Raw genomic sequence first — 26,849 nt, 5'->3', positions numbered from 1 at the left:
TGCCTCAGGAAATCCTTGCTGCCGCGCTATCTCAGCAGGTAGCCGGCCTCTGCAGCGCCATCGTCGCGCAGGTGGCCGGTGGACCACAGCAGGCCGCGCGCCACCAGGTCCAGGTAGCGCGGGTCGGCCATGCCGGCTTCGTTGTGCGCCAGCGTGATGCTGAACACGCGCGCCTGTTTGGGACCGTAGCGGTGCGTCCACGCCACGTTGAACTTCAGCGCACGCTCGGCCTCGGCCTTCGCTTCCGGCTGCGTGCCGGTGAGGACAGGCGTGACGTTGAACTGGGTGAGGTTGTTGTACAGCTCTTCGTTGGCGGTGACGAAGGGCTGGAATCCTTGGGCCACCGGATGGCCCGCCGGGTCCACCACCAGGTGGATGGGCGATTGCGGGCCGTGGCCGGTGGACTGGATGCCGGTGTATTCAAACCACCTGGCGTTCGCGTCGCCCGCCTTGACAGGCTGCTTCCAGGTGCCGGAGCGGTAGGAGTGCATGGCGCAATGCAGGTTTACGCCCGGCATGCCCTGCCGGTGCGGCGCCAGCACGGCATCGAGGGCTTCCGCGCTGTCCTCGTCGGCCGCGCACTCGTTGTGGAGCACGACGTCGTAGCCGTCCGCGTAGTGCGGATTGCCGTAGATCGGCAGCGCGGGCCGGGTGGCCTTCTCGCCCGGTTTGGGGTCGTAAAACACGTGCGAGACTTCCACCGGTATGCGCGCTTTCAGCCCCGCTTCCAGGATGGCGCGCTGCGCTGCGTAGTGATGGCAGCAACCGCCGCTCACCATCAGCACCTTGATGGGCTTGACCGTCTGCGCCTCCGCCGGCAAGGCGGCGGCGAACGTCAGCGCTACAACGCAAGAGATCCGTGTCATCATCAGTACGGACTCGACGCAGGCTCGCCGGCCCCGTTCAGCCAGATATCGTCCGGCAGCGAACGGTCGCGGTGGCAGACGCGGTCGTGGTCCGGGTAGGTGATGTGGTCCACCGGCGCGCGGGTGCCGACCACCAGGCAGCGCGTGGGCATGGCGCTGCGGTTCCACAGGCAGTGGCCGACCGGATCGCCGGCGCGGAAGGTGGCCGCGTCGCCGGGGCGCAGCAGCGTCTCGTTGTCGCCTTCAATCAGCGTGACCTCGCCCTCCAGCACATACACCATTTCATCCTCGGCGCTGTGCCAGTGCTTGATGGATGAACGCGTGCCCGGCTGCAGCACTTCGACGAAGGCGCCGAATTGCGTCAGGCCGCCCGCCTCTGAAATCCACAGCGTCTGGTTGGGCGCGTCCGATCCCTCGGCCGGGTTTTCCTCTTTAACGAAACCGTGTGGCGTGAATGCTGGCATATGCCGCTCCTTTGAATGTGCCGCTCCTTTGATCATGTTGGCTTGCCGGACCAGTCCAGCCGCTCGCCTGCCGCGCAGGCGTCCACCAGCTTGGACAGCCGCCCGGCGCGCGTCTCTTCCTTCTTGGCGCTGGTCACCCAGTGCAGCAGGCGCTTCTTGTAGCTCGGCGGGGTCGCTTCGAAAAACTGCCAAGCCTGCGCGTGGGCCTTGAACTGCTTGCGTTCCGCCGCCGACAGTTCGGCCGTTTCGGCCTGCTCATGGGAATACACGACGGACTTCTTTTCCGAGCGCAGCGCGAACGCCTGTTCACCCGCCGGCGTCATGCGCCCTTCCGCGCGCAGCTTGGCCATCTTCTCGATATTGATCGCGCTCCAGATGGACGTCGGCCGCCGGGGCGTAAAGCGGATGGTATAAGTGTCGTCGTCGACGCGCCTGCGCACGCCGTCTATCCAGCCGAAGCACAGCGCCTCGTCCACCGATTCGGACCACGACATGCTCGGCTTCCCGCTACCCACCTTGTGGTATCCCACCAGCAGCTCGGGCGCGCTGGCGGCGTGCGCCTCGAGCCATGCACGGAACTGGCTTGCGTCGGAGAAGAACATGGGGGCAGTCGGCATCGGGGATACTTTCAGGTTGGGGCAAGGCGCAGCGCATGCAGGGCGCCGCGCAGCACGTCGTAAGCGGAATGCAAAAATAGCACAGCAATGGTGCCACCGACAATGATGTCCGGCCACCGCGACGCGAATGCATAGCTGGCGGCGGCTGCCAGCAGCACACCCGCGTTGGCGATCAAATCGTTGCGCGAACACAGCCAGGTGGAACTCATGTTCAGGTTGTCGCTGCGGTGGCGGTAGAGCAGGAAGAAGCAGACCAGATTGGCGGCCAGCGCCAGCGCGCCGACCAGCCCCATGGTCACGCTTTCAGGCAACACAGGATGGACGATCTTGTAGCCGGCCTCGCCCAGCACGCCGAGTCCGAAAGCCAGCATGAAAGTGCCCTTGATGAAAGCCGCTCTCGCCTGCCAGCGCACGGGACGCGCCAGCACGAACAGGCTGAAGCCGTACACCAGCGCGTCGCCCAGCATGTCGAGCGCATCGGCCAGTAGCGAGGTCGACTGGGCCAGCAAGCCGGCCGCGCCTTCGACCACAAACATTGCCGCATTCACGGCCAGCACAATCCACAGCACGCGGCCGTGCCTGGCACGCATGGCGTTCAGCTCGCAGCCCTTGTCTTCGCAGCAGTTGGCCATTGCCGGTCTCCCTCCCGAATACGCTTGCTTACAGGGTAGATCCTAAAGTAACTTTAGCCACCATGGAAACCTATACCATCCCCCTGGCCCGCACGTTCGGGCTGTTCTTCGCCACCGCAATCGCCGAATTGCTGGGCTGCTACCTGCCGCTGCTGTGGCTGACGGGCAAAGGCTCTGCCTGGCTGCTGCTGCCGGCCGCGCTGAGCCTGGCGGTGTTCGTGTGGCTGCTGACTTTGCACCCGGCAGCCAGCGGACGTGTATATGCAAGCTACGGTGCCGTCTACATCGCCACCGCGATCGGCTGGCTGTATTTCGTTGACGGCGTGAGGCCGGCATGGAACGATTACGTCGGCGTGGGCCTGGCGCTGGCGGGCGCCGGCTGCATCGCAATCGGGCACCGGGCCGCTTGACGACGTAGCGTTTTAGCGCTGGCATTAATGGAAGTATTGCATTTTTCGCCAGGCATTTGAACGTCGGGGCAACAAGCCAACCAGCCGGCCCGGTGTCCGGCCAGTCGCGGTTCCGGTATCATTCGGTATGAAAAAGATTTCCTCCCCACCGTTTATTATTGGCGTCGCAGGCGGTAGCGGCAGTGGCAAGTCCACGGTTTCCCAAAAAGTGCTGGCCGCGTTCGGCACGGATATGGTCTCTGTCGTGATGCAGGACGATTACTACTGCGACCAGACTCATCTCAGTCCTGAAGTCCGCAGCCAGCAGAATTACGACCATCCGCAGGCTTTCGAGTGGCCCTTGCTGGTGCAGCATGTGCAGGCTTTGCGCAATGGCGAAGCGATCGAGATGCCGGAGTATGACTTCACGCTGCACAATCGCTCCGACCGGACCATTCCGGTCAAGCCGGCGCCCGTCATCGTGATCGAAGGCTTGTTTGCCCTGTATGACACGGATTTGTGCGACATGATGTCGCTGAAGATCTTTGTCGATACGGCCTCGGACATCCGCTTCATCCGCCGCATGCAGCGGGATATCACCGAGCGCGGCCGCTCGGTGGAAAGCGTCATCAGCCAGTATCTGGAGACCGTGCGGCCGATGCACAAGCAGTTCATCGAGCCGACCAAGCGCAACGCCGACATCATTATTCCGCATGGCGCGAACGGGCCGGCGGTCGATATGATTACGACCAAGGTGGCAAGTGTTATCGGGCAGTTGAAGCAGCCCTGATTTTGTCGGCGCGATCGCCAGCGGCCCGGATCAGTGCCGTTCGGCGCATACACCCGTCGCGTGTGCTGTGGCGCCAGAAGAAGTCGAGACTGGCGTTCCGCTGGCCCCCTCGGGCCGGCCGCAAGGTCAGGGCCGGGTGCATGTTGGAGAAGTTGCGTGGCCCTAGCGTTGCCTCGTCTCCGAAATAATTGCCGCGCGAGGAGCAGCGCCACCCTTGGCTGGCCGGCCACGCCATCGAAGGTGTAGCCGGTGTCCGTGGCCAGCGACCAGGGGCGGATCCCTGCGGCGCCGAAACACCCGCCCCTGCACGACGAATTCCCCATTCCACGCCCTCACCGGGCCTGGGGATAGCCGCCGAAGTGTTTGATCGGTGACCAGGCGGTTGTCCTTGGCCAGCACTTCGGCCCCGGAGACCGACTTCCGGGACACCATCCAGCTGATGCCGACCCACGGGTTGAACGAGGCCGCCCGGAAGGCGTCGGTGGTCGCGGGACTGATGGTCTCAGCGTGTTCGAGGCTCCACCGCAGGCCATCGAGCGGCATCTTCTGGTTCAGCTTCTCGAGCGCATCGAGGAAAGGCGCGATGTTGCGTTCCCTAATCTACGACACAGCAGGACGGTTAGCGGTACTAGCGCGTCTATAATCGGAACGGCAATACTTTCTAAGTTTTTGACGACATCGACCAGGAGCTGAACGTGGAGAAAATTGGGCAGGATCTCGCAGCAATGCAGCGCATTCCGCTGGCGGAATCTCATATAGCCGCGATCCGCTCGGCTGGCACCGAGGTCCTCTATCCGGCCGGCGCAGTGCTGGTGCGGCCCGGCGATGCCGCTGAAAGCTTCGTTTTTGTCGAGCAAGGCGAGATCGAGGTGGTCAACGCCTTCACCGGCGAGCGGCTGATCAACGCGACTCTCGGTCCGACCCAGTTTATGGGGGAGATCTCTTTCCTTGCGGGCGGCAACTGGTCGAATACCTTCCGTGCAGTCCGGGACACCAGCGTGATCGAGGTTCCCCGCGCCGCCATGCTGACGCTGATGGCGCACGTCCCCGAAATGTCGGACATCATCATCACCGTGCTCGCGGCGCGGCGCCGGAAGCAGCTGGAATCGGGCCTCAGTTCGCTGGTGCTGATCGGGGAGGAGGCTGACCGGGGCATCCGGCGCATTGCCGAGTTCGCGACCCGCAACCGGATTCCGTACGTCACCCATCCGCTGGGCAGCGCGGAGGCGCGAGTGGTTGCCCTGAGCTGCTCTGCCAACCCTGAGCAGCCCGCTGTGATCTTCGGAAAGGACGTGGTGATTACCGATCCGACGCCGGAAAAGATTGCCCGCCTGACCGGGCTGAACCAGGATCTGGTGGACGACGAGGAGGTCGACGTGCTGATCGTCGGCGGCGGTCCTGCGGGCGTGGCGGCAGGCGTCTACGCGGGGGCTGAGGGGCTGAGCGCGCTGGTGGTGGAGGATATCGCCATCGGCGGGCAGGCCGGCACGTCGAGCAAGGTCGAGAACTACATGGGATTTCCGACTGGCATCTCCGGCGCCGACCTGGTGTGGCGGGGCCAAGTGCAGGCGATGAAGTTCGGCACCCGTTTCGCCATGCCGCTGCGTGTCGAGGCGCTGGAGAAGCTGGAGGGCGGCGCGTTCTGCGCCACGTTCCACAATGGACGGCGGGTGCGCTCCAGGGCCGTGGTGATCGCCACCGGCGTCCAGTATCGCCGGTTGCCGATCGACCGCCTTGCCGAATTCGAGGGCGCGGGGATTTACTATGCCGCTACTGAGAACGAGGCGCGCTTCTGCCGCAACGCGGAGGTGATCGTCATCGGCGGCGGCAACTCCGCCGGGCAGGCGGCGATGTATCTCAGCCGCGTCGCAGCGCGGGTCCGGGTCCTGGTACGCGGCAGTTCGCTGGTCGACTCGATGTCCAGCTACTTGTCGACCCGCCTGGAGGCCGATCCCGCGATCACCATCGTCTACGGCGCCCAGGCCGTTGCCGTGCATGGCAAGGAGAAGATGGAGGCGGTGACCATCCGGCGCAACGGCTCGGAGGAGACAGTCGACACCTGCGCCATGTTCGTGATGGCTGGTGCCGTGCCGAATACAGGCTGGCTTGCCGGCCTCGTGCGGCTGGACGACAAGGGTTTCGTGCTGACCGGCAGCGACGTGCAGGCCGCGTCGCCCTACGCAGCCTCATGCCATGGCGTGTTTGCCGTCGGCGACGTGCGCGCCGGTTCCTCCAAGCGCGTTGCCGCGTCGGTTGGCGAGGGTTCGGTCGTCATCTCTGGTGTCTGGGACCACCTCAATCGGCCAGGCGCAGGCTAGACTCCGGGTACGGGGCTGTCCACCGATGCCGAAATTGTCTCGCGAATAAGGGAGCATGATATTGGACATCGAAGAATTGTGGACATTCGTGGCAGTCGCCGATGCCGGAGGAGTCTCGGCTGCCGCACTCCGGCTTGGCGTGGCCAAGTCGATTGTCAGCCGCCGGCTCGCCCGGCTGGAAGCTGGCATGGGCGTCCAGCTGCTGTCCCGGACCACGCGGGGCGCGGCGCTGACGGAAGCGGGCACCACGTGCCGGGATTTGCCGCCGGGGTCTGCGCCGAGATCGACGTGGCAAAAGAAACGATTGCACCTGCCGGCGACCTTCGCGGCCGCTTGCGCATTGCCGCCCCGCTTACTTTCGGCCCGACTCACTTCGCTCCAGTGCTTGCGGAAATGGGACGACGCCATCCGCAGCTGCATATCCACACTTGCTCCGCAATGAGTTGATCGCAGCAAGAATCTCTTCAACAGCCTCGATGTTTGCACGCCTTCGAAGCCGGCGCCCTTCGAGCTCACTCTTGACTTCCTTCAAATGCCCATGCCCACCTGTTATCTGTGTAGCACGCGGTTATGCAAATGCAAACGAGGTACTAGAGGAGATAACTTGCGGAAAAAAGAGGGATTGATGAAAGACTGTACTGAAGCGTATTTCAGGCGGGTGGGGTCAAGCGGGTGGGGTCAAGCGGGCGGGGTCAGGTCCAGCGGGCGGGGTCAGGTCCGGCATCGCGACACGGGCTCGACTGTAGCGGGGCGCGGACTTCGGATGCATTGGGGTTGTGTTGGGGCTGCTGACTTCGAATAGCCACAAGCTTGAAATGGGGATACGAGCGCGCGCCCTCGGCGCGCGGGGCTTCCCGCGCAGCGGGAAGCAGTCGGACGATTCGGAGAGGGCTTCCCCGGCAGGGGAAGCCCTTCGAATCCCCCGCGTAAGCCGCGCAGGCGGCTTACTTCTCTCCGCCACGCTAAAAACGAAAAGGCCACCCGAGGGTGGCCTTTCCATTTTTATCCTGGCGGAGAGAGGGGGATTCGAACCCCCGATAGGCTATGAACCTATACACGCTTTCCAGGCGTGCGACTTCAACCACTCATCCACCTCTCCAGTTCTCTCGCATCGCTGCAAGAGGCGCACATTGTAGCAAAGATTCTTGAAAGTACCAATGTTTTTTGCTCCGCCTCTTTAGCCCGCTTAAGACGCTTCTTTGAGCTGCTCCAGAATGGCCGGGTTTTCCAGCGTGGAGACGTCCTGCGTAATCGTCTCGCCTTTGGCCAGCACGCGCAGCAGGCGGCGCATGATCTTGCCGGAGCGGGTCTTGGGCAGGTTGTCGCCGAAACGGATTTCTTTCGGCTTGGCGATCGGGCCGATCTCTTTGCCCACCCAGTTGCGCAGCTCGAGCGCCAGGCGCTTCGCTTCCTCGCCGGTCGGACGGGCTTGCTTCAGCACCACAAACGCGCAGATCGATTCGCCCGTGGTCTCGTCTGGCTTGCCCACCACCGCCGCTTCGGCCACCAGCGGGTTCGCTACCAGCGCGGATTCGATTTCCATCGTGCCCATGCGGTGGCCGGATACGTTCAGCACGTCGTCGATGCGGCCGGTGATGGTGAAGTACCCGGTGTCCTTGTTGCGGATGGCGCCGTCGCCTGCCAGGTAGTAGCGGCCGCCCAGCTCTTCCGGGAAGTAGCTGCTCTTGAAGCGCTCGGGGTTGTTCCAGATGGTGCGGATCATCGATGGCCATGGGCGCTTGACCACCAGGATGCCGCCCTGCCCGTTCGGCACGTCCTGGCCGGCTTCGTCCACGATGGCGGTCATGATGCCCGGCAGCGGCAGGGTGCACGATCCCGGCACCATGGGCGTGGCGCCCGGCAGCGGGGTGATCATGTGGCCGCCGGTCTCGGTCTGCCAGAAGGTGTCGACGATCGGGCATTTTTCGTTGCCGACGTTCTTGTAGTACCACACCCAGGCTTCCGGATTGATCGGTTCGCCCACGGTGCCGAGCAGGCGCAGCGAGGACAGGTCGTAGTTCTTCGGATGCACTTTCGGATCGACGTCGGCGGCCTTGATCAGCGAACGGATCGCGGTCGGCGCGGTATAGAAGATGCTGACCTTGTGCTTGGCCACGGTCTCCCAGAAGCGGCCCGCGTTCGGGTAGGTCGGGATGCCTTCGAAGATGATCTGGGTGGCGCCCACTGCAGTCGGACCATACGCAATGTAGCTGTGGCCCGTGACCCAGCCGATGTCGGCGGTGCACCAGTACACGTCGGAAGGCTTGATGTCGAAGGTCCATTTCATCGTCAGCGCGGCCCACAGCAGGTAGCCGGCGGACGAGTGCTGCACGCCTTTCGGGGTGCCGGTGGAGCCGGAGGTGTAGAGGATGAACAGCGGGTGCTCCGCTTCCACCCATTCCGGTTCGCAGTCGGCGGACTGGCCGTCCACTAGTTCGTGCAGCCAGATGTCGCGGCCCGCCACGTGCGATACGTCGCCGCCGGTGCGCTGGTAGACGATGACGTCCTTGATGGTGTCGCAGCCGCCCATGGCCAGCGCTTCGTCGACGATGGATTTGAGCGGCAGGCGCTTGCCGCCGCGCTGCTGTTCGTCGGCGGTGATCACGGCCACGGCGCCGGCGTCGATGATGCGCTCCTGCAGGGACTTGGCGGAGAAGCCGCCGAATACCACCGAGTGCGTGGCGCCGATGCGCGCGCAGGCCTGCATGGCGGCCACGCCTTCAACCGACATGCTCATGTAGATGATGACGCGGTCGCCCTTCTTGATGCCGCGCGACTTCAGGCCGTTGGCGAACTTGCACACTTTTTCGTGCAGCTGCTTGTAGGTGACGTTGGTGACGGCGCCATCGTCCGCTTCGAAGATGATGGCGGTCTTGTCGGCGTTGCCGTTTTCAAGATTGCGGTCCAGGCAGTTGTAGGACACGTTCAGTTTGCCGTCTTCGAACCACTTGTAGAACGGGGCGTCGTCTTCGTTCAGCGTGCGCGTGAACGGTACTTTCCAGTCGAGGTTTTCGCGCGCCAGGCGCGCCCAAAAACCTTCGTAGTCTTGCGATGCTTCGGTCCACAGGGCTTTGTACGCGTCCATGCCGGACACGTTGGCCTGCGCTGCGAATTCCGCCGACGGGGCGAACACGCGCGATTCCTGTGGGCCTTGTTGTTCTGTGGTCTGGGTGCTCATGCTAGGTCTCCATTAATAGTATTAGTAGTAATTGTTTGCAAACACCTTAAGCCCTGCCGCTTACGGATGCCTTACATTGCCTGCGCATAGCCAAACTGGGCGTAATGACAACTTGGCTTTTTCACCAATTCTACGGCAGATCCGCCTGTGCCGGTGCCGACAGCGTTGAGCGAGTGTAAAATGTCGGCAATTCAAACGCAGCCTACCGGAGCAAGCATTAATGATGGAACAACCGCGTAACACGCAAGCGAACAAACTGTCGCCACTGCCCGCCTTTATTTTCATGTCGCGCTGGCTGCAGCTGCCGCTGTACCTGGGTCTGATCCTGGCGCAGTGCGTCTACGTGTTCCATTTCTGGGTGGAGCTGAAGGACCTGATCGGCGCGGCGCTCGGCAACGAGGCGGCCTTGGAACACATCTTCCACGCGGTCGCCGTCGGCAACACGGTGCCGACCAAGCTCAATGAAACCACCATCATGCTGGTGGTGCTGGGGCTGATCGACGTGGTCATGATTTCCAACCTGCTGATCATGGTGATCGTGGGCGGCTACGAGACCTTCGTCTCGCGCATGCACCTGGAAGGCCATCCGGACCAGCCGGAGTGGCTGTCGCATGTGAACGCTTCGGTGCTGAAGACCAAGCTGGCCATGGCCATCGTCGGCATTTCGTCCATCCACCTGCTGAAGACCTTCATCAACGCCAAGGAGTACGACGAGAAGGTGCTGGTGGCGCAGACCGCCATCCATATCGTCTTCCTGCTCTCCACCATCGCTATCGCCTACACCGATAACCTGATGACCCGTACCCAAGCCCTCACCAAGCAGCACTAAAAGTTTTCATCCTCCAGCGAGAACACCATGACCATCATAAAGCAAGACGATCTGATCGAATCCATCGCAGCGGCGCTGCAGTACATCAGCTACTACCATCCGGCTGACTACATCCAGCACCTGGCGCGCGCTTATGAAGCCGAGCAAAGCCCGGCGGCGAAGGACGCGATTGCGCAAATCCTGACCAACTCGCGCATGTGCGCCGAAGGCAAGCGCCCGATCTGCCAGGACACCGGCATCGTCAACGTCTTCCTGAAGATCGGCATGGGCGTGCGCTTCGAGGGCTTCTCCGGCACCGTCACCGACGCCGTCAACGAAGGCGTGCGCCGCGCGTACAACTTCGCCGACAACAAGCTGCGCGCCTCCATCGTGGCCGACCCGCACTTCGAGCGCAAGAACACCAAGGACAACACGCCTGCCGTGGTGCACATGGAACTGGTCGAGGGCAATACCGTCGACGTGAGCGTGGCGGCCAAGGGCGGCGGCTCGGAGAACAAGACCAAGTTCGTCATGCTGAATCCTTCCGATTCGCTGATCGACTGGGTGCTGAAGACCGTGCCGCTGATGGGCGCCGGCTGGTGCCCGCCGGGCATGCTGGGCATCGGCATCGGCGGCTCGGCCGAGAAGGCGATGCTGATGGCCAAAGAGTCGCTGATGGAAGACATCGACATGTATGAGCTGAAGCAGCGCGGCCCACGCAACAAGACCGAAGAACTGCGCATCGAACTGTGCGACAAGATCAACGCGCTGGGCATCGGCGCGCAGGGCCTGGGCGGCCTGACCACGGTGCTGGACGTGAAGATCAATATGTACCCGACCCACGCTGCATCGAAGCCGGTCGCCATGATCCCGAACTGCGCCGCCACCCGCCACGCGCACTTCGTGCTGGACGGCTCCGGCCCATCCTACATCGAACCGCCGAAGCTGTCGGACTGGCCGGACGTGAGCTGGACCCCGGACACCGAGAAGTCCAAGCGCGTCAACCTCGACACGCTGACCAAGGAAGAAGTGGCTTCGTGGAAGCCGGGCCAGACCCTGCTGCTGAACGGGAAAATGCTGACCGGCCGCGACGCCGCGCACAAGCGCATCCAGGACATGCTGGCCAAGGGCGAGCAGCTGCCGGTGGACTTCAAGAACCGCGTCATCTACTACGTCGGCCCGGTCGATCCGGTGCGCGACGAAGTGGTAGGCCCGGCCGGCCCGACCACCGCCACCCGCATGGACAAGTTCACCGACATGATGCTGGAGCAGACCGGCCTGATCGCCATGATCGGCAAGGCCGAACGCGGCCCGGCCGCCATCGAGTCCATCAAGAAGCACAAGTCGGCTTACCTGATGGCCGTGGGCGGCTCGGCGTACCTGGTGTCGAAAGCCATCAAGTCGGCCAAAGTGCTGGGCTTCGAGGACATGGGCATGGAAGCCATCTACGAGTTCGAAGTGGAAGACATGCCGGTCACCGTGGCCGTGGACGCTGGCGGCACCTCGGTGCACACCACGGGTCCGAAGGAATGGGCCGCCAAGATCGAGGCGCTGAACGTGCCTGTCGTGGTCAAGTAAGCCCGTGATTCCGACGCTGCCTTTCCCCACGCCGGCCGATGCGCCCATCGGCGTCTTCGATTCCGGCGTTGGCGGACTGTCGGTGCTGCGCCATGTCCGCGCGCAGCTGCCGCAGGAGCACCTGATCTACTTCGCCGATTCCGGCTTTGCGCCTTATGGAGACAAGACGGAAGCGGTGGTGGTGGAGCGTTCGCTGGCGGTGGCGGCCTTCCTGGTGGCGCGCGGCGTGAAGGCGCTGGTGGTGGCCTGCAACACGGCCACCGTGGCCGCCATCAAGGCGATCCGCGCGCACCACCCGGAACTGCCGGTGGTGGGCGTGGAACCGGGCCTGAAGCCCGGCGCGGCCGCCACGCGCAACGGCAAGGTGGGCGTGCTGGCCACGCAGCGCACGCTGTCAGGCGAAAAGTTCCTGCTGCTGCGCGACCAGATCGCCGGCGCCACGCAAGCGCAGTTCCTGCTGCAGCCTTGCGTGGGCCTGGTGGACCTGATCGAACAGGGGGAGCTGGACACGGACGCCACCCGCGCCATGCTGGAACGCTATATCGCCCCGCTGGTGGCGCAGGGCGCGGACACGCTGGTGCTGGGCTGCACGCACTACCCCTTCGTGCAGGAAGCGATTGCGCGCGCGGTGGCGCAAGCCGGCGGCGCGGACGTGGCGCTGATCGACACCGGCGACGCGGTGGCGCGCCAGCTGGCGCGCCTGCTCGAGAGCGGCGGCCTGCAGCGCCCGGGCAGCGCGGGCCACCCGCCGCTGCTGCATGGCTACACCACCGGCGCCGCGGAGGCGCTGGCTTCGGCCTTCGCCACCCTGCTGAAAATGACGGCGGACGTGGAATCGCTTAAAATCTAGGCAATTCGGCGTTTTTCTAAAAAAAGCGCCGTAGGCCTTTGCAAGATGCCGGATGGCCTAGTATAATTCGGCACCTGACGCGCAAACAGTGCTTCAGGAGAAGTAAAAGCAGTAAATCAGTGGTGGCCGTAGCTCAGTTGGTAGAGTCCAGGATTGTGATTCCTGTTGTCGTGGGTTCGAGCCCCATCGGTCACCCCACAGAATTACGGTAAAAAGCCCAGTCATCGACTGGGCTTTTTTCTTTTCCGGCCCGCTAGCGGCAAGCACATCCTTCACATCCCGCAAGGCACTAAGTGCACGAAGTTTGACGGATTCGACATCGTGGCGCGGCGGCCTTGCCTAGCATGGGATGGTGCCATTTATGCCAAGGAGAGCGCCATGAAATGCGTATTGCGGATGCTGGTGGGGTTGTGGGCGGCGCTGGCCGCGCAGGCGGGGGCGGTAACGTTCGATGCGTCGGGCAGCCTGGTCTACCATAACGATGTGAGCTTTGTGCCCTTCACGCTGGCGCAGGATGCCGGCGATATCAAGATCTGGACCGACTCGTTCCGGAACGGCCTGAATTTCGATCCCATCATCGCGCTGTGGCGGGACGGCGCCCTGCTGGGGAGAACGACGATTATCCCTACTTCACCGCAGAACAAACCCGCTACGACTCGGGCTTGTTCTTTGCCCTGCTGCCGGCCGGCAGCTATGAGATCAGCATTACGCCGTTCAGTAATTTCACCAGCGGACCGCGCATGGAAGACGGCTTTGCCTTCAGCGCGCAAACGCCGCGCGCGCTGTCTGAGAACGGCCAATGGCAGCTGCACCTGACCGACGCGGCGCTGCCGCCCCTGCCCGCCGTGCCGGAACCGGCGCCGGCGGCCATGCTGCTGGCGGGCGCGGCCCTCGTGTTCGGCGCCAGTGTCCGGCAGAAAGCCGCACACAAGCACATCGGCACCGCCCTGCCTAGGGGGTAAGCGGCCTAAATGCACAATAATTGACGCATTCGATATCAACGTCGGATAACTGCCGCGCCAGCTCTGCAATACGGTACAGTGAAATCGCTCGGCATGCAGTGTCGCCGGCACAGTTGAGGGGACTATTCGCTGCACCACCGACCAGGCTGGTGCAGCGTTTTTTTATCCGGCGATGCGTGCCATCAGGGCATACAAGCGCGGCATATCGACCGGCTTGACGAAGTGGTAGTCGAAGCCGGCCGCGTAGGATTCGTTGCGGTCGCGCTCCTGGCCATAGCCTGTAACGGCAATCAGCACGGCGCCGGCCGTCTCGGGCTGCAGGCGCAGCCGGCGCGCCAGTTCGTTGCCGTCGATGTCGGGCAGGCCGATGTCGAGCAGGCAGATGTCCGGCTGGATTTCCCGCGCCCGATCCAGCGCCACGCGCGAGCTGTGCTCCACCGTCACCTGGTGGCCGGCCTCGGCCATGAGCATGCCCAGCGTTTCGGCTGCGTCCACATTGTCGTCCACCACCAGCAGGCGCAGGCTGCGCGACGGCGCTGCGGCGGCCGTGCCAGCCCCTTCCTGGCCGGACGGCGCCGCCGGCTGGGCCAGCGGCAGCCGCAGGATGAAGGTGCTGCCCTTGCCGATGCCGTCGCTGTGCGCGGCCACGCTGCCCTGGTGCGCCTCGGCCAGGCGCTGCACCAGCGCCAGGCCCAGGCCCATGCCGCCCTGCGAGCGGTCCAGCGTGCGCTCGTCCTGCGCGAACAGTTCGAAGGCGCGCGCCAGCAATTCCGGCAGCATGCCGACGCCGTTGTCGCGCACCGTCACGGTGGCGCTGTCGCCGCGCAGGCTCAGGCGCAGCTCGACAAAGCCGTCCTCCGGCGTGTACTTGGCCGCGTTGTTGAGCAGGTTGGCAATCACTTGCACCAGGCGTTTCTTGTCGCCCAGCACGTGGATGGCGTCCTCGGGCAGCTGCACAGCGAAGCGGTGGCGGCGCGCCTCCATCAGCGGGCGGGCCTGCTCGGCGGCGTAGTCCAGCACGTCGCGCAGGTCCAGCGTTTCCTTCTGCAAGGTGACCATGCCGCGCGTCACGCGCGACACGTCCAGCAAATCGTCGATCAGCCCGGTCATGTGCTTGACCTGGCGCGAGATCACTTCGCTGGTGCGCTTGACGGTGGCTTCGTCGAACTGGAAGTGGCGCAGCAGCTCGGCCGCCGTGCCGATCGGCGCCAGCGGGTTGCGCAGCTCGTGCGCCAGCATGGCCAGGAACTCGTCCTTGCGTTTGTCGGCGTCGCGCAGCGCGGCTTGGGCGCGCTTGCTGTGCTCGTGTTCGGAACGCAGCGCGGCCACGGCGCGAGCGCGCTCCACGGCTTCCCAGGTGCGCTGTACGACGTCCTGCGTGATGGCGATATCCTCGCGCGACCAGCTGCGCGGCGCGCGCTGCGACAGGTTCAGCGCGCAGGTAACGCGGCCATCCTGCAGCAGCGGCACCACCACGATGGCACCCATGCCCAGCGCCAGGTAGGCGTCCGCATACGCTTGCGTACGGCGGTCCAGGCGCACGTCGTTCACCACGAAGGCCTTGCCCTCATTCAGGATGCCGATGATCTCGGGGCTGTAGTCGTCCAGGCAGGCGCTGCCGGGCAGCGGCGGCAATTCGGCCGCACCCCACGCGCCCTGCACGAAGGCGGTGCGGCTGGCTTCGTTAATCTCGGTATAGAACACGCGCGAGGCGTGCAGGTAGTTGCCCAGCAGCTCGGTGGCGGCCGCCGTGATGTCGGTGACGGCGGACATGCCGCGCAGGCAGTCGGCCAGGTCGAGCTGGAAGGCCTGGCGGCGATTCAGCGCCACGAAGGCGCGCTCGGCCAGCACTTCGCGGGTGGACTCGGTCAGCACCAGCAGCACGCCCTCCACCTTGTTGTGCTCGTTCCAGATCGGGCTGTGGCAGTGGGTGAAGTAGGTTTCGCGCTGGCTGTGGCCGCGCTCGGGCGCGTAGCTGGCGTTCTCCACGTAATAGGTCTCGCCTGCCAGCACATGCTCGACGATGGGCGCCATCTGGTCCCACATCTCGCGCCACCACTCCTTGGCGGGACGGCCCAAATGGCCCGGGTGCTTGCTGCCCAGTACTTGCGCAAAAGCATCATTGTAAAACGTCAGCAGTTCGCTGCCCCAGTGGATGGCCATCGGAAAGCGCGAGCCCAGCACGGTGCGCAGGACCGTCTGCAAGCTGGCCGGCCACAACTCCGGCGGCCCCATGCGCGAGCCCGCCCAGTCGTAGTTGCGCAGGCGCTCGCCGCATTCGCCGCCTCCGTCCAGGAAGGCGGGACGGGGCGGAGCGGCTGGTGGGGAGGAAGCGTTGGTCATCATTCTGGTGTTTGGTATTGCAAGAAAAACATGCAACCCGCATCATACACTTAGTTGACAATCTGCATGAGAAACCTGGCGCCGCGCGGCGCCGCTTCGCGCTGCGGTATAAATACAACGCGGCGCCCGAAAAACGGCGGCCGCATGCAGATATCGCTGCCGCCGGGCTGCGGGTGGTGCTATGCTGGCTTCATAGCAAAAAGAAATTTAGCTTTCTCTCCTGGCAATACCGAACACCGATACTTAGCACCGATACCAAGCACCGAATAACGTTCCCTCATGGGAATCCGCCGCAGCACTCCGCGAGGACGCGCCGGCCTTGGATGCCGCCACTAGCTGGCGGTATTTTTTTGCCTGCGCTTATCGGATGACTTTCCCTAAGGCATTAGATTGACGCTACAATGTCAGCCTACCTGTAACACTTCCAAGCTCACCATGTCCGAAGAAAAAATCCTGTCCGCTGTCTCGACCTACAGCAAGGACACCCCTGTCGGCCATCCCGACGTCGACGGCCGCGCAGGCGTGTTCGTGCCCACCGACGACTTCGACCTGGCCAATACCACCACCATCCGCAAGGGCGCAGGTATTGTCGGCTTCGGCAACCCGGACGGCTCGCTGACGGTGTACTTCGAAGCCAACCGCTTCGACGAGAGCAGCCTGCACAAGTGGGAAAACAAGGCCCGCAAGGCCTACGACCGCATGGTGATGCGGGCGCCCACGGTGTCCAAGGCCAAGATCGATGCGCGCATGCTGGAACAGGTCGGCATCATCGACGGCATGGGCATCAGCATCAAGCAGCCGGAACGCCTGCAGCAGTGGCTGGCATTATCGAATGCGCTCGATACCGCACCCGAAGGGGTTGTGGTGCATTGGAAGAAATAAAACGGGACGAGCCATTGTCCTACAAGGGGGCGGACGCTCCGCTGATGCCGAGATGCATTATTAATGCATAAGATGGTGACATAACAAACACCAATCCGGAGTCCGCCATGTCACGCATCTGCCCTCTTACTATCGGTACCCTGCTGATGGGGCTGGCCAGCGTATCCACCTGGCTGCTGCTGTCGGCCGACGTGTTGCACGAAGCATCCTTCTTCTTCGTGCATTAAACCGCCCTGCTTAGTGCCGGCGGCCGTAGCCACGGCCGCGGTGGCCCCAGTTACCGAACACAAAATCCAGTCCTATCGTCACCGGCGGGTAGTAATACGCCGGGGCCGGCGCGTACAGCGGCGGCGCCACATAGACCGGCACCGGCTCGGTGGTGTACACCACGCGCGGCTGCTGGGCCACCGGTTCCGTCGTGTATTCCACCTGGCCGGAAGCGGTACCGCGCTGCACCGGCGTCACCGACACGGTGTGCCAGTCGTAGGGGTTGGCCGGCTGCGGGTAGTAAACGGTGGACGGCTGCGTAGCGCAGCCGGTCAGGGCCGCAAGGGCGGCCAGGGCAATAATCGTTTTCATGGGAGACTCCTGTTCCAGGCTTCTACTATAAGAACATTCCGCCTTTCCTGCCGCACTTTTACAGCCTGTTACATGCATTTGCTCAAGCGAAAAAAAACCGGCGCATGCGCCGGTCCAAGTACGCGCCGGCTCAGGCAAGCCGGCGGAGTAATCCACGCATTAATCCAGTTTCCAGGCGTAATCGACCTTGGTCCAGGTCGTGTCCGGCTTGCCGTCCTTGGTGCCCGGCTTGAATTTGCAGGCGCTCAGCGCCTTGATGGCCGCCTTGTCCAGGTTCTTGAAGCCGCTCGACTTATCCACTTTCGAGTCCAGCACGTCGCCGCTGCCCGACACCTGGAAGGACATCGACACGGTGCCCTGCTCTTCGTTCATCAGGGATGCCTTCGGATATTCGGCCTTGCAGTTCTTGGCGTCGAAACTGGCCGGCACTTCTGCTGCAAAGGCGCCGCCCGATACGAGCACTGCCGCGATAACACTCAACCAACGCTGTTTAGTAGACATCTGATTTCCCCAAGTGCTTTTTTTAAATTGACTGGATCAAGGCGGCGCCGGAATTACAACTTCCAGACGTAATCGACTTTGGTCCAGGTTTGTGCCACGGCGCCATCCTTGGTGCCCGGCTTGAATTTGCAGGCGCTGATGGCCTTGAGTGCTGCCTTGTCCAGGTTCTTGAACCCGCTGGATTTTTCCACTTTCGAGTCCAGCACTTCGCCGGCTGGCGATACCAGGAAGGCCATCGATACCGCGCCCTGCTCTTCGTTCAGCAGCGAGGCTTTCGGATATTCGGCTTTGCAGTTCTTGGCATCAAACACGGCTGGCACTTCAGCGGCGAAAGCGGAGGTGCTCAGCAGAGCGGCGGCGATGAAACTGATCGAATGCTTGGTCATGATTTTCTTGATTTCAAAAAGTTTAAAAAACTGTTCAACGGCCGCTCCAAACGCGGCCATCGTGAAGGCTGCTTAGAACTCTTCCCACTCGTCGCTGCTGGCAGCGGCGGCGGCGATCTTCTTCGGCTTGGCGGCCGGCGCAGCCACGGCCTTCTTCACCGGCGGACGCGCGGCAGGCTTGGCCACCACGACCGGCGCGGTGTACACCGGCGCGGCGGCGCGCGGCGTGCGCTCCTCGTGCTCGGACAGCTTGAAGATCGATACCACGCGGGCCAGTTCGCCAGCTTGGTCTTGCAGGCTTTGCGCTGCGGCGGCGGCTTGCTCGACCAGCGCGGCGTTCTGCTGGGTCATGCTGTCCATCTCGATGATGGACTGGTTGACCTGCTCGATGCCGGCGCTCTGCTCCTGGCTGGCGGAGGCGATTTCGCCCATGATGTCGGTGACGCGGCGCACCGAGTCCACCACTTCGTCCATCGTCACGCCGGCCTGGCCGACCAGTTTCGAACCGCGTTCGACTTTCTCCACGGAGTCGCCGATCAGGGTCTTGATTTCTTTCGCGGCGCCGGCCGAACGCTGGGCCAGGTTGCGCACTTCGGACGCCACCACGGCGAAGCCGCGGCCTTGTTCGCCGGCACGCGCTGCTTCCACCGCGGCGTTCAGCGCCAGGATGTTGGTCTGGAAGGCGATGCCGTCGATGACGCCGATGATGTCGACAATCTTGTTGGCCGATTCGTTGATCGAGCTCATGGTGTCCACCACTTGCGACACCACTTCGCCGCCCTTGCGCGCCACGTCGGATGCGTTCGCTGCCAGCTGGTTGGCCTGGCGGGCGTTGTCGGCGTTCTGCTTCACGGTGGAAGTCAGCTCTTCCATGGCCGACGCGGTTTTCTCCAGCGACGACGCTTGCATTTCGGTGCGCGACGACAGGTCGATATTGCCGGCCGCGATTTCGCGCGATGCGGTGCCGATGGTCTCGGTGCCGGTGCGGACCTGGCCCACGATGCCGACCAGGCTGTTGCGCATTTCCTTCATTTCCACCAGCAGGCTGTCCTTGTCGGTCGAGCTGGTGTTGATCGAGATGGACAGGTCGCCGTTGGCGATGCTGCCGGCGATCGACGCGGTGTAGTCAGGCTCGCCGCCCAGCTGCTTCAGCAGGCCGCGGGTAATGACGATGGCGGCGCCCACGCTGATCACCACGGCCAGCAGGCCCATGAAGATCATGAAGGTGCGCGCGCTCTTGAAGCCTTCGGCCGCATCCACCTGCACTTGCGCATTCAGCTTGTCTTCCAGCGCGCCCAGCTGGTCCAGCGCATCCATCCACTTCTTCTGCGGCGGACGGATTTCCTTGATCATCACCTTGGTGGCCGCTTCAGCCTGGTTCGACAGCCACAGCTCGGAAGCCTTGGCAATCGCCGGCATGGTGGCCGCTTCGAATTCCTTGATGGCGCCCATCAGCGCCTTTTCTTCCGGCGTCACTTCCAGCGCGAACTGGGCTTCCAGTTTCTTCTGCGCGGCGGCGTACTTGTCGGACAGTTCCTTGATGCGCTTCATTTCCGGTTCCATGTCGGCCGGGTCGCTCATCAGGGTCAGGGTACGCAGCGAGCTGACGCGCTCGTTGACGTTGTTGCGCATATCGATCACGAGGCGCGTCACGACGTTGTTAAAGCTCACAACGTGATCCAGGCGGTCCTGGATCTGGGCCATGCGCACGATGCCGACGCCGGTCACGGCGATCAGGAACAGCAGCACCAACGCAAACCCGAGGCCCAGGCGCGTCCCCACTTTCATTTTTGCTAAATTCATTTCGGCTTCTTTGTAAGTGACACTATTGATAAGAGTACCCAGGTACGCACCCGCTTTGCACGGAAAAACACCCAAAAATCCCTTGCCGCTGCGCAAGTAATGACAGTAACAAACAATGACTGCGAATGCAAAAATTGCTCTACGGATCGTTACAATGTGTGGTTTTTCAGCGCAACCGTCGCTGGAGAGGCTGGACGGCCTTGGTGACTATGTGTGAATTTTATGAAATTATAGGTGCATATTTTGCCGCAGAGCAAGCAAAAACTCGCTGCAAAATACGCAACCTAACTTTCTGCGGAGAAAGAGGGGAAAAGCAGATTTTGGTTCGGGCGCAGAGCCCGGATCAGGCCGCCAAACGCAGGCGGGCTGCGGCTTCCAGCAACAGATTGGCGTCGCCGAGGGCGAGCTTTTTAGAGTCGGACAGGGTCTGGCGGAACTGGCGCGCGCCGGGCAGGCCTTGCATCAGGCCGAGCATGTGGCGGGTGATGCTGTTCAGCTTGAGACCGCGCCCCCCCTCTTTTGCCAGTTGGGCCTGGATGTAGGGCACCATGGCGGCCAGTACTTCTTCGCGCGTCTTGGGCGCGGCGCTGTCGCCGTAGTAGCGCTGGTCGAACGACGCCATCAGGAAGGGGTTGTGGTAAGCCTCGCGGCCCAGCATCACGCCGTCCACGTGCTGCAGGTGCGCGTCGATCTCGGCCTCGGTCTTGATGCCGCCGTTGATCAGGATCTCGAACTGCGGGAACTCGCGCTTGAGGCGGTAGGCGTATTCATACTTGAGCGGCGGGATCTCGCGGTTTTCCTTGGGCGACAAGCCCTTCAGGATGGCGTTGCGGGCATGCACGATGAAGGTGCTGCAGCCGGCTTCGGCCACGGTGCCGACGAAGTCGCGCACGAAATCGTAGCTTTCGCTGTCGTCGATGCCGATGCGGTGCTTGACCGTCACGTCGATGGAGACGGCGTCGCGCATCGCCTTCACGCAGTCGGCCACCAGTTGCGGCTCGGCCATCAGGCAGGCGCCGAACGCGCCCTTCTGCACGCGTTCGGACGGGCAGCCGCAATTGAGGTTGATCTCGTCGTAGCCCCACTTCTCGCCCAGTTTGGCGCTGGTGGCCAGGTCGGCCGGATCGCTGCCGCCCAGCTGCAGGGCGACCGGATGCTCTTCCTCGTTGAAGCGCAGGTGGCGTTCCACGTCGCCGTAGACCAGGGCGCCGGTGGTCACCATTTCCGTGTACAGCCAGGTGTGCTTGGTGATTTCGCGGTGGAACACGCGGCAGTGGCGGTCGGTCCAGTCCATCATCGGCGCCACGGACAGGCGGCGGCTCGGCAGATTGCGCGCTGCGGTGGTGTCGGCGGTCGGAGCGGTGATGGTGGTCATGTCGGCAACAGTCGGGGAAACGGAAGGGGGGCCGTCATTATACAGCGGAAGCGCAGCCGGCGCCGGCCGCGCCCTGCCGGGCTAGTCCATCAGGCGATGATGTTCAGGCCGCCGTCCACGTAGACGGTGCTGCCGGTCAGGCGCCTGGCGTAGGGCGAGGCCAGGTAGGCGCAAGTGTTGCCGACGTCGAAGATATCGACCAGTTCGCCGATCGGCGCGCGCGCGACGGCGTCGCTCAGCAGCAGGTCGAAGTCTTTCAGGCCGGACGCGGCGCGCGTCTGCAGCGGGCCGGGCGAGATGGCGTGCACGCGGATGCCTTGCGGCCCGAGTTCATGCGCCAGGTAGCGGCAGGACGCTTCCAGCGCGGCTTTCACCGGCCCCATCACGTTGTAGTTGGGGACCACCTTGTCGGCGCCGTGGTAGCTCATGGCGAACATGCTGCCGCCTTCGGTCATCAAGGGCGCGGCCAGCTTGGCCATGCGCACGAAGGAGTGGCAGGACACGTCCATGGCCTGCAGGAAGCCGTCCAGCGAGCAGTCCAGCAGGCCGCCTTGCAGGTCGGCCTTGGGCGCGTAGGCGATGGAGTGCACCAGGATGTCCAGGCTGCCCCAGCGTTCGCCGATGGCGGCAAACACGGCGTCCAGCTGGCCGGGCTGGGACACGTCCAGCGGCAGCAGCAGGCCCGCGTCCAGTTCTTCGGCGATGGGGTCGACGTAGGGCTTGGCCTTGTTGTTCAGGTAGGTCAGCGCGAGCTCTGCGCCCAGTTCGCGGAATACCTTGGCGCAGCCGTAGGCGATGGAGTGCTCGTTGGCCACGCCGACCACCAGCGCGCGGCGCCCGGACAAAATGGGATAAACAGTTTCGATGCTCATGCCTATGCCTCCAGCAGGGACTGCGCGTGGCGCGCGATCATCAGTTCTTCATTGGCGGGGACAACCCAGACCGGCACCGCGCTGCCGGCGGCGCTGATGCGGAAGGCGCCGCCGGGAAGCGGCACGCCTGCGGCACCGGCTGCGTTCGCGGCTTCGTCGAGGCGCACGCCGAGCCAGGCGGCGTCGCGGCAGACGGCGCTGCGCAGCGCCACGCTGTTCTCGCCTATCCCGCCGGAGAACACGATGCCGTCCAGGCCACCCAGCGCGGCGGCGAGCGAGCCGAGTTCGCGCCCGATGCGGTACACCATCAGGTCGATGGCCAGCCGCGCGCGCGGATCGCCACTCTGCTCCAGCGTACGCATGTCCGAGGAAATGCCGGATACGCCCAGCAGGCCGGATTGCTGGTACAGCAGGCGCTGGATGTCGCTCTGGCCCATCTGCAGTTCGTCCATCAGGTACAGCACCACGCCGGGGTCGACGCTGCCGCAGCGCGTTCCCATCGGCAGGCCGTCGACCGCGGTGAAGCCCATGGTGCTGGCCATGCTGCGCCCGCCGTGCATGGCGCACATGCTGGCGCCGTTGCCCAGGTGCGCCGCTACCACGCGCCCGCCGGCCAGCGGCGCGGCATGGCGTGCCGCCGGCGGCGCCGCGCCGCCCAGCGCCGCATGCGAGGCAGCAGTAGGCGCGCCACCCAGCAACACCGGTAGCACCGGCGGCACCGGCGACATCCCGCCCTGCGTCCCCACTCCGGCTTGCGCGGCCGCGCGGCCGCGCTGCCCGCCGGCGGCGGTGCGGCCTGGGCGTCGTCCAGCGCCGGCAGCACGCTGGCGACGTATTCATACGACAGGCCGTGGAAGCCGTAGCGCCGCACGCCGCGCTCCGTGATCTCGGGCGGCAGCGCGAAGGCTTGCGCCAGCGGCGGCTGCGCGGTGTGGAAAGCGGTGTCGAAGCAGCCCACCTGCAGCACATGCGGCGCCAGCGCGAAAATGCTGCGCACCGGCGCCAGGTTGTGCGGCTGGTGCAGCGGCGCCAGCGGCACCAGCGTGTCCAGCCGCGCCAGCACGTCCTCGTCCAGCTTGACGGGCCCGCTGAACTCCATGCCGCCGTGGACGATGCGGTGGCCTATCGCCATCACGCGGTGCCCTTGCAGATGGCCCTGCGCATACTCGACCAGGTAGCGCATGGCCTCGCCGTGCGCCAGCGGCGCACCAGGCCACACATGCCCGGCGGACGGCTGCCCTGCCCCGTCCTGCGCGGTAAAGCGGGTCTGCCCCGCGTACAGGTTTTCTATCTTGCCCTTGGCCCTCAGCTGCAAGTCCGCGCCCGCATACATCGAGAACTTGATGCTGGACGAGCCGGCGTTGATGACGATGACCGCATCGTCCGCGCGCATGGCCGCCATGGCGTCAGCTCCCCAGCAGCTTCGCGCCGGCCAGCTTGCTGTGCGCAATCAGCGCCGCCACCGCGCACGACGCCAGCCGCGCCTGCACCGAGTCCGCGCGGCTGGTCAGGATCACGGGCACTCTTGCGCCCAGCACGATGCCGGCCGCATCCGCGCCCGCCATGAAGGTCAGGCTCTTGGCCAGGACATTGCCCGTTTCCAGGTCCGGCACAAGCAGCACATTGGCGCGCCCGGCCACCGGCGAGTTCAGCGCCTTGACCTGCGCCGCCGCGATGCTCACCGCATTGTCCAGCGCCAGCGGGCCGTCCAGCAGCGCGCCGGTGATCTGCCCCCGGTCCGCCATCTTGCACAGCGCCGCCGCTTCGATGGTGGACGGGATTTTCGGATTGACCGTCTCCACCGCCGACAGGATGGCCACGCGCACTTCCTCGAACGCCAGGATGTGCGCCAGGTCGATGGCGTTCTGCGCGATGTCCACCTTGTCCGCCAAGGTGGGCGCGATGTTGACGGCGGCGTCGGTGACGATCAGCGGCTCGGGAAAGCCCGGCACGTCCATCACGAAGCAGTGGCTCAGGCGGCGCGCGGTGCGCAGGCCGCCTTCGGCCTGCACCACGGCGCCCATCAGTTCGTCGGTGTGCAGGCTGCCCTTCATCAGCGCGGCCGCGCGGCCTTCGCGCACCAGCTGCACGGCGCGCTGCGCCGACGCATGGCTGTGTTCCGTGGCCACCAGTTCCAGGCTGGAGATGTCCAGGTCCGCCCCGGCCGCGGCGGCGCGGATGCGCGCTTCCGGCCCCACCAGGATGGGCGCCATCAAGCCCAGGCGCGCCGCGTCCAGCGCCGACTCCAGCGCGCTGCGGTCGCACGGGTGCGCCACCGCCACCACCGGCGCTTCCACCGCCTGCGCGGCGGCGATCAGGCGGTCGTAATGCAAATGCTGGCGGCCGGCGGCCGCGCCAGCACTCATGCCCGCTCCTGCTGCGTCAGCTGCGCCGGCGGCGTGGCCGCCACCGCTGCCGCCACGGTCAGCGCCGCGTTGGCCGGCGTATTGAACACCTGGGCCACGCGCTCCATGCGCTCGGCTGCTTCGCCGCTCAGCGCCCCGGCGGCGCTGGCGACCTGGCGCACCGTGTCCAGCGCGCGCGCCCGCTCGTCGGGCTCGGGCGGCAGCAGGGCCGGCAGCGCGGCGAAACCGGCCGCCTCGTCCCAAGACAGGATCTGCGCCTGCTGCTGCACCACTTCCTTGAAGTGCGTCAGCGTCATCAACTGTCCGGCGCGCGAGTGGGCGCGCAATTCACGCAGCGTGGCATAGGCCCGCTCGTCTGCCGCGCGCAGTTCCGGCGCGCGGAATACATACAGCAGCGCGCGCACAATCGCTTCCACCGTGCCGCCCACGGCCGCCTGCTCCACCAGCTTGGCGCGCGCGGACGCGGCCACGGTTTCACGCGCGATATCGCGCCCCAGCTGGCGCACGCGCTGGTCGTCCGCGCGCAGGCCTACCAGCGCCTGCAGCACCGGCGAGCCGTACAGGTTCATGAAGTAGCGTTCCACCGCCGTGTCGCGCACGTCGCGGTACTGGTCCAGCGCGGCCACGATCTGGCGCGAGAACGCTTCCTGCATGGCGGTGAAGATATTGTTCGGCGCCGCCGGACGGCGCTCCGCGCGCACGCGCTCGGCCAGCCTGCCGATACCGTGCAGCAGCGGGTTCTTGCTGGAGTAGACGCGGTAGCGCAGGCGGTAGGGATGCAGCTGGCGCAGCGCCTCGGCGCTCTGGTCGTTGATGGCGGCGCGCACCAGCGGGCTGACGAAGGTGCGGTACAGGCCCACGTTCACGTCCGACAGGCGCGCCACGGCGGCGAAGCGGCGCTCGTCCTCGGCATCGTTGCCGCCCAGCGCCCGCAGGTCGTCCAGGAAGCGGCGCTCGAAGCGCATCACGTAATTGCCGGTGGCCAGGGCTGCGTTCAGCGTGTCCGGGGTCTTCTCCAGGAACACCGCCTCATACAGGCCGGGCGGCAGCACGTCGATCAGGTCCATGGCGGAGGTGAATTCCTCGTGCTCCTTGTTGGCCACCGTGGCCGACACGAAGATGCCCAGGTGGCCTATGGTTTCGTGCATGGCGTAGATGATGGTCTGGCCGCTCATGGCCAGCGCCTCGTCGTCCTGGTACATATCCAGCACCCAGCCCAGCGCCTGGTGCGGCGGCGTGATGTCGTCGCCCCAGGAGCAGAACACCACGATGGGCGACTTCACGTTGCGCAGGTCGATGCGGCGCCCGGTGGAGTCGTGGATGGAACCGGAGCTGAGGCGGTTGCCGACGAACAGGTTGTCGGCGATGTACTGCATTTCGGCCGCGTTCAGCAGCACCGGGTTGCCCCACCATTTTTCAAACTCCAGGAAGCGCTGCGCCTCGCTATCGACCTGCGAGTACACCTTGTACTCCTTCTTCCACCAGGTGTTGGCCGGGTTCATGCTCTCGAAATTGCTGACCAGGTTGGCGCCGTCGAACACGCCGTTGCCGAGGTCCCCGGCCAGCGCGGTCAGCCAGGTGCCGCCCAGCAGGCCGCCCAGGTAGCGCAAGGGATTCTTGCCGTGCACGCCGTTCCAGTACGACAGCGGCGCGCCGGCCAGCACCAGCGGGCCGGGCAGGTCGGGATTGAGGGCGGCAGTCATCATGATCTGCCAGCCGGCCTGGCAGTTGCCGATCAGCGCGGGCTTGCCGTCGGCGTGCGGGTGCAGCTCGGCCACCTTGGCGATGAAGCGCGCCTCGGCGCGGCACACGTCCTCGATGGTCTGGCCGTGCACCGGCTGCGGCAGGAAGCCGACGAAATAACAGGGATGGCCGGCGCGCAGCACCACGCCGATCTCGCTGTCGTGCTTCATGCCGCCGATACCGGGGCCGTGCCCGGCGCGCGGGTCGAACACGATGAAGGGGCGGCGGCTGGCGTCCACTTCCACGCCCTCGGGCGGACGGATCTTGAGCAGGCCGTAATTGACCGGGCGCTCCAGGTCGCGCCCGTCCAGCACCACGTCGAATTCAAAGTTCAGGACGTGGGGCGCGGCCTGCGCCACGCTTTCCGCGTGGTCGTCGCCGCGCTGGCGCAGCACATCCATGAACAGCACGGAGCGCTGCCAGGCGTCGACCCAGTACTCGCCCGCCTGGCGGGCGATATCGAATGGACTGCCGGGCCATGCCGGATGGAATAGATTGGTTCTATCGTTCACGCTGAATCTCCCTTTGCTGTGTGCAGTGCACAATT

Annotated in this window: 23 protein-coding genes, 2 tRNA genes and 3 pseudogenes; 11 read left to right on the top strand and 17 right to left on the bottom strand. The window is 64.7% G+C overall.

Going from position 1 to position 26,849, the window contains the following annotated elements; translation table 11 throughout:
• Positions 1-26: 26 nt before the first annotated feature.
• The 4 genes from ACFJI2_RS02530 to ACFJI2_RS02515 are packed head-to-tail and all read right to left on the bottom strand — an operon-like array spanning position 27 to position 2,579.
• Positions 27-869 carry a ThuA domain-containing protein gene (locus ACFJI2_RS02530; RefSeq protein ID WP_377703613.1) on the bottom strand — a complete coding sequence of 281 codons (843 nt, stop codon included), beginning with the start codon at positions 867-869 and terminating at the stop codon, positions 27-29.
• The gene (locus ACFJI2_RS02525; RefSeq protein ID WP_377703612.1) at positions 869-1,330 is read right to left on the bottom strand and encodes a cupin domain-containing protein; all 462 of its coding nucleotides are present in this window, start codon (positions 1,328-1,330) and stop codon (positions 869-871) included. The genes ACFJI2_RS02530 and ACFJI2_RS02525 overlap by 1 nt, the downstream gene beginning before the upstream one ends.
• 32 nt (positions 1,331-1,362) lie before the next feature.
• Positions 1,363-1,947: a YdeI family protein gene (locus ACFJI2_RS02520; protein WP_377703611.1), complete on the bottom strand. Its 585-nt coding sequence runs from the start codon at positions 1,945-1,947 to the stop codon at positions 1,363-1,365.
• An 11-nt stretch (positions 1,948-1,958) separates the two neighbouring features.
• Positions 1,959-2,579, bottom strand: a complete 621-nt coding sequence (locus tag ACFJI2_RS02515) for a cation transporter (RefSeq protein WP_377703610.1) — start codon at positions 2,577-2,579, stop codon at positions 1,959-1,961.
• A 62-nt stretch (positions 2,580-2,641) separates the two neighbouring features.
• Here ACFJI2_RS02515 and ACFJI2_RS02510 point away from each other — a divergent pair, with 62 nt between their 5' ends.
• The 5 genes and pseudogenes from ACFJI2_RS02510 to ACFJI2_RS02490 all read left to right on the top strand — a co-directional run bounded on the left by ACFJI2_RS02510 (position 2,642) and on the right by ACFJI2_RS02490 (position 6,523).
• The gene (locus tag ACFJI2_RS02510; protein ID WP_377703609.1) at positions 2,642-2,989 is read left to right on the top strand and encodes a YnfA family protein; all 348 of its coding nucleotides are present in this window, start codon (positions 2,642-2,644) and stop codon (positions 2,987-2,989) included.
• A 127-nt stretch (positions 2,990-3,116) separates the two neighbouring features.
• Positions 3,117-3,758, top strand: coding sequence for a uridine kinase (udk, locus tag ACFJI2_RS02505; protein WP_107877652.1), 642 nt, complete (start codon positions 3,117-3,119; stop codon positions 3,756-3,758).
• A 695-nt stretch (positions 3,759-4,453) separates the two neighbouring features.
• Entirely contained in the window at positions 4,454-6,076 is a 1,623-nt protein-coding gene (locus ACFJI2_RS02500; RefSeq protein ID WP_377703608.1) for an FAD-dependent oxidoreductase, read from the top strand.
• A gap of 55 nt (positions 6,077-6,131) precedes the next feature.
• A pseudogene (locus tag ACFJI2_RS02495) lies at positions 6,132-6,260 on the top strand (LysR family transcriptional regulator); the annotation flags it as partial.
• Positions 6,261-6,325: 65 nt separating this feature from the next.
• Positions 6,326-6,523, top strand: a complete 198-nt coding sequence (locus tag ACFJI2_RS02490) for a LysR substrate-binding domain-containing protein (RefSeq protein ID WP_377705789.1) — start codon at positions 6,326-6,328, stop codon at positions 6,521-6,523.
• A gap of 561 nt (positions 6,524-7,084) precedes the next feature.
• Here ACFJI2_RS02490 and ACFJI2_RS02485 read toward each other — a convergent pair.
• A tRNA-Ser gene (locus tag ACFJI2_RS02485) sits at positions 7,085-7,175 on the bottom strand.
• Between the two features lie 87 nt (positions 7,176-7,262).
• Positions 7,263-9,254 carry an acetate--CoA ligase gene (gene acs, locus ACFJI2_RS02480; RefSeq protein WP_377703607.1) on the bottom strand — a complete coding sequence of 664 codons (1,992 nt, stop codon included), beginning with the start codon at positions 9,252-9,254 and terminating at the stop codon, positions 7,263-7,265.
• A 223-nt stretch (positions 9,255-9,477) separates the two neighbouring features.
• Here acs and ACFJI2_RS02475 point away from each other — a divergent pair, with 223 nt between their 5' ends.
• The 5 genes and pseudogenes from ACFJI2_RS02475 to ACFJI2_RS02455 all read left to right on the top strand — a co-directional run bounded on the left by ACFJI2_RS02475 (position 9,478) and on the right by ACFJI2_RS02455 (position 13,452).
• Positions 9,478-10,083, top strand: a complete 606-nt coding sequence (locus tag ACFJI2_RS02475) for a TIGR00645 family protein (protein WP_377705788.1) — start codon at positions 9,478-9,480, stop codon at positions 10,081-10,083.
• Positions 10,084-10,110: 27 nt separating this feature from the next.
• Positions 10,111-11,640 carry a fumarate hydratase gene (locus ACFJI2_RS02470; RefSeq protein WP_107877658.1) on the top strand — a complete coding sequence of 510 codons (1,530 nt, stop codon included), beginning with the start codon at positions 10,111-10,113 and terminating at the stop codon, positions 11,638-11,640.
• Between the two features lie 7 nt (positions 11,641-11,647).
• Positions 11,648-12,490 carry a glutamate racemase gene (gene murI, locus ACFJI2_RS02465; protein WP_377705787.1) on the top strand — a complete coding sequence of 281 codons (843 nt, stop codon included), beginning with the start codon at positions 11,648-11,650 and terminating at the stop codon, positions 12,488-12,490.
• A gap of 122 nt (positions 12,491-12,612) precedes the next feature.
• A tRNA-His gene (locus ACFJI2_RS02460) sits at positions 12,613-12,688 on the top strand.
• Positions 12,689-12,868: 180 nt separating this feature from the next.
• A pseudogene (locus tag ACFJI2_RS02455) lies at positions 12,869-13,452 on the top strand (DVUA0089 family protein).
• A gap of 162 nt (positions 13,453-13,614) precedes the next feature.
• Here the strand turns inward: ACFJI2_RS02455 and ACFJI2_RS02450 are convergent.
• Positions 13,615-15,798 (bottom strand): ATP-binding protein, encoded by a 2,184-nt coding sequence (locus tag ACFJI2_RS02450; protein WP_377703606.1) that lies wholly within the window; start codon positions 15,796-15,798, stop codon positions 13,615-13,617.
• Positions 15,799-16,230: 432 nt separating this feature from the next.
• Between ACFJI2_RS02450 and ACFJI2_RS02445 the strand changes: the two genes are divergently transcribed.
• Complete coding sequence (locus ACFJI2_RS02445) at positions 16,231-16,677, top strand: hypothetical protein (protein ID WP_377703605.1); 447 nt, start codon at positions 16,231-16,233, stop codon at positions 16,675-16,677.
• Positions 16,678-16,914: 237 nt separating this feature from the next.
• Here ACFJI2_RS02445 and ACFJI2_RS02440 read toward each other — a convergent pair whose 3' ends face one another.
• The 10 genes and pseudogenes from ACFJI2_RS02440 to ACFJI2_RS02395 form a co-directional block, all read right to left on the bottom strand.
• Positions 16,915-17,256 (bottom strand): hypothetical protein, encoded by a 342-nt coding sequence (locus ACFJI2_RS02440; protein WP_377703604.1) that lies wholly within the window; start codon positions 17,254-17,256, stop codon positions 16,915-16,917.
• Between the two features lie 159 nt (positions 17,257-17,415).
• Positions 17,416-17,757 (bottom strand): energy transducer TonB, encoded by a 342-nt coding sequence (locus ACFJI2_RS02435; RefSeq protein ID WP_107877666.1) that lies wholly within the window; start codon positions 17,755-17,757, stop codon positions 17,416-17,418.
• 53 nt (positions 17,758-17,810) lie between these two features.
• The gene (locus ACFJI2_RS02430) at positions 17,811-18,143 is read right to left on the bottom strand and encodes an energy transducer TonB (protein ID WP_107877727.1); all 333 of its coding nucleotides are present in this window, start codon (positions 18,141-18,143) and stop codon (positions 17,811-17,813) included.
• Between the two features lie 72 nt (positions 18,144-18,215).
• Entirely contained in the window at positions 18,216-19,946 is a 1,731-nt protein-coding gene (locus ACFJI2_RS02425; RefSeq protein ID WP_377703603.1) for a methyl-accepting chemotaxis protein, read from the bottom strand.
• Positions 19,947-20,289: 343 nt separating this feature from the next.
• Positions 20,290-21,321 (bottom strand): tRNA dihydrouridine(20/20a) synthase DusA, encoded by a 1,032-nt coding sequence (gene dusA / locus ACFJI2_RS02420; protein WP_377703602.1) that lies wholly within the window; start codon positions 21,319-21,321, stop codon positions 20,290-20,292.
• Positions 21,322-21,410: 89 nt separating this feature from the next.
• Positions 21,411-22,193: an enoyl-ACP reductase FabI gene (gene fabI, locus ACFJI2_RS02415; protein WP_377703601.1), complete on the bottom strand. Its 783-nt coding sequence runs from the start codon at positions 22,191-22,193 to the stop codon at positions 21,411-21,413.
• A 2-nt stretch (positions 22,194-22,195) separates the two neighbouring features.
• Positions 22,196-22,813: pseudogene (locus tag ACFJI2_RS02410) on the bottom strand (acetate kinase); the annotation flags it as partial.
• Complete coding sequence (locus ACFJI2_RS02405) at positions 22,789-23,526, bottom strand: hypothetical protein (protein WP_377705786.1); 738 nt, start codon at positions 23,524-23,526, stop codon at positions 22,789-22,791. The pseudogene ACFJI2_RS02410 and the gene ACFJI2_RS02405, both read right to left, overlap by 25 nt.
• A 73-nt stretch (positions 23,527-23,599) precedes the next feature.
• Positions 23,600-24,559 (bottom strand): phosphate acetyltransferase, encoded by a 960-nt coding sequence (locus ACFJI2_RS02400; RefSeq protein WP_377703600.1) that lies wholly within the window; start codon positions 24,557-24,559, stop codon positions 23,600-23,602.
• Positions 24,556-26,814: a DUF3141 domain-containing protein gene (locus tag ACFJI2_RS02395; protein ID WP_377703598.1), complete on the bottom strand. Its 2,259-nt coding sequence runs from the start codon at positions 26,812-26,814 to the stop codon at positions 24,556-24,558. Before ACFJI2_RS02395 ends, ACFJI2_RS02400 begins: the two co-directional genes overlap by 4 nt.
• Positions 26,815-26,849: the final 35 nt, after the last annotated feature.

Source organism: Pseudoduganella sp. UC29_71 (assembly GCF_042693265.1).
In the GTDB taxonomy this organism is placed as follows: Bacteria; Pseudomonadota; Gammaproteobacteria; order Burkholderiales; family Burkholderiaceae_D; genus Rugamonas.
This window is presented reverse-complemented; position numbering and strand designations above follow the sequence as displayed.

Coding starts and splice junctions, on each gene's coding strand:
- ACFJI2_RS02530 (WP_377703613.1), bottom strand. CDS start 869: ATGATGACACGGATCTCTTGCGTTGTAGCGCTGACGTTCGCCGCCGCC.
- ACFJI2_RS02525 (WP_377703612.1), bottom strand. CDS start 1,330: ATGCCAGCATTCACGCCACACGGTTTCGTTAAAGAGGAAAACCCGGCC.
- ACFJI2_RS02520 (WP_377703611.1), bottom strand. CDS start 1,947: ATGCCGACTGCCCCCATGTTCTTCTCCGACGCAAGCCAGTTCCGTGCA.
- ACFJI2_RS02515 (WP_377703610.1), bottom strand. CDS start 2,579: ATGGCCAACTGCTGCGAAGACAAGGGCTGCGAGCTGAACGCCATGCGT.
- ACFJI2_RS02510 (WP_377703609.1), top strand. CDS start 2,642: ATGGAAACCTATACCATCCCCCTGGCCCGCACGTTCGGGCTGTTCTTC.
- udk (WP_107877652.1), top strand. CDS start 3,117: ATGAAAAAGATTTCCTCCCCACCGTTTATTATTGGCGTCGCAGGCGGT.
- acs (WP_377703607.1), bottom strand. CDS start 9,254: ATGAGCACCCAGACCACAGAACAACAAGGCCCACAGGAATCGCGCGTG.
- ACFJI2_RS02475 (WP_377705788.1), top strand. CDS start 9,478: ATGGAACAACCGCGTAACACGCAAGCGAACAAACTGTCGCCACTGCCC.
- ACFJI2_RS02470 (WP_107877658.1), top strand. CDS start 10,111: ATGACCATCATAAAGCAAGACGATCTGATCGAATCCATCGCAGCGGCG.
- ACFJI2_RS02450 (WP_377703606.1), bottom strand. CDS start 15,798: ATGATGACCAACGCTTCCTCCCCACCAGCCGCTCCGCCCCGTCCCGCC.
- ACFJI2_RS02445 (WP_377703605.1), top strand. CDS start 16,231: ATGTCCGAAGAAAAAATCCTGTCCGCTGTCTCGACCTACAGCAAGGAC.
- ACFJI2_RS02440 (WP_377703604.1), bottom strand. CDS start 17,256: ATGAAAACGATTATTGCCCTGGCCGCCCTTGCGGCCCTGACCGGCTGC.
- ACFJI2_RS02435 (WP_107877666.1), bottom strand. CDS start 17,757: ATGTCTACTAAACAGCGTTGGTTGAGTGTTATCGCGGCAGTGCTCGTA.
- ACFJI2_RS02430 (WP_107877727.1), bottom strand. CDS start 18,143: ATGACCAAGCATTCGATCAGTTTCATCGCCGCCGCTCTGCTGAGCACC.
- ACFJI2_RS02425 (WP_377703603.1), bottom strand. CDS start 19,946: ATGAATTTAGCAAAAATGAAAGTGGGGACGCGCCTGGGCCTCGGGTTT.
- dusA (WP_377703602.1), bottom strand. CDS start 21,321: ATGACCACCATCACCGCTCCGACCGCCGACACCACCGCAGCGCGCAAT.
- fabI (WP_377703601.1), bottom strand. CDS start 22,193: ATGAGCATCGAAACTGTTTATCCCATTTTGTCCGGGCGCCGCGCGCTG.
- ACFJI2_RS02405 (WP_377705786.1), bottom strand. CDS start 23,526: ATGTATGCGGGCGCGGACTTGCAGCTGAGGGCCAAGGGCAAGATAGAA.
- ACFJI2_RS02400 (WP_377703600.1), bottom strand. CDS start 24,559: ATGAGTGCTGGCGCGGCCGCCGGCCGCCAGCATTTGCATTACGACCGC.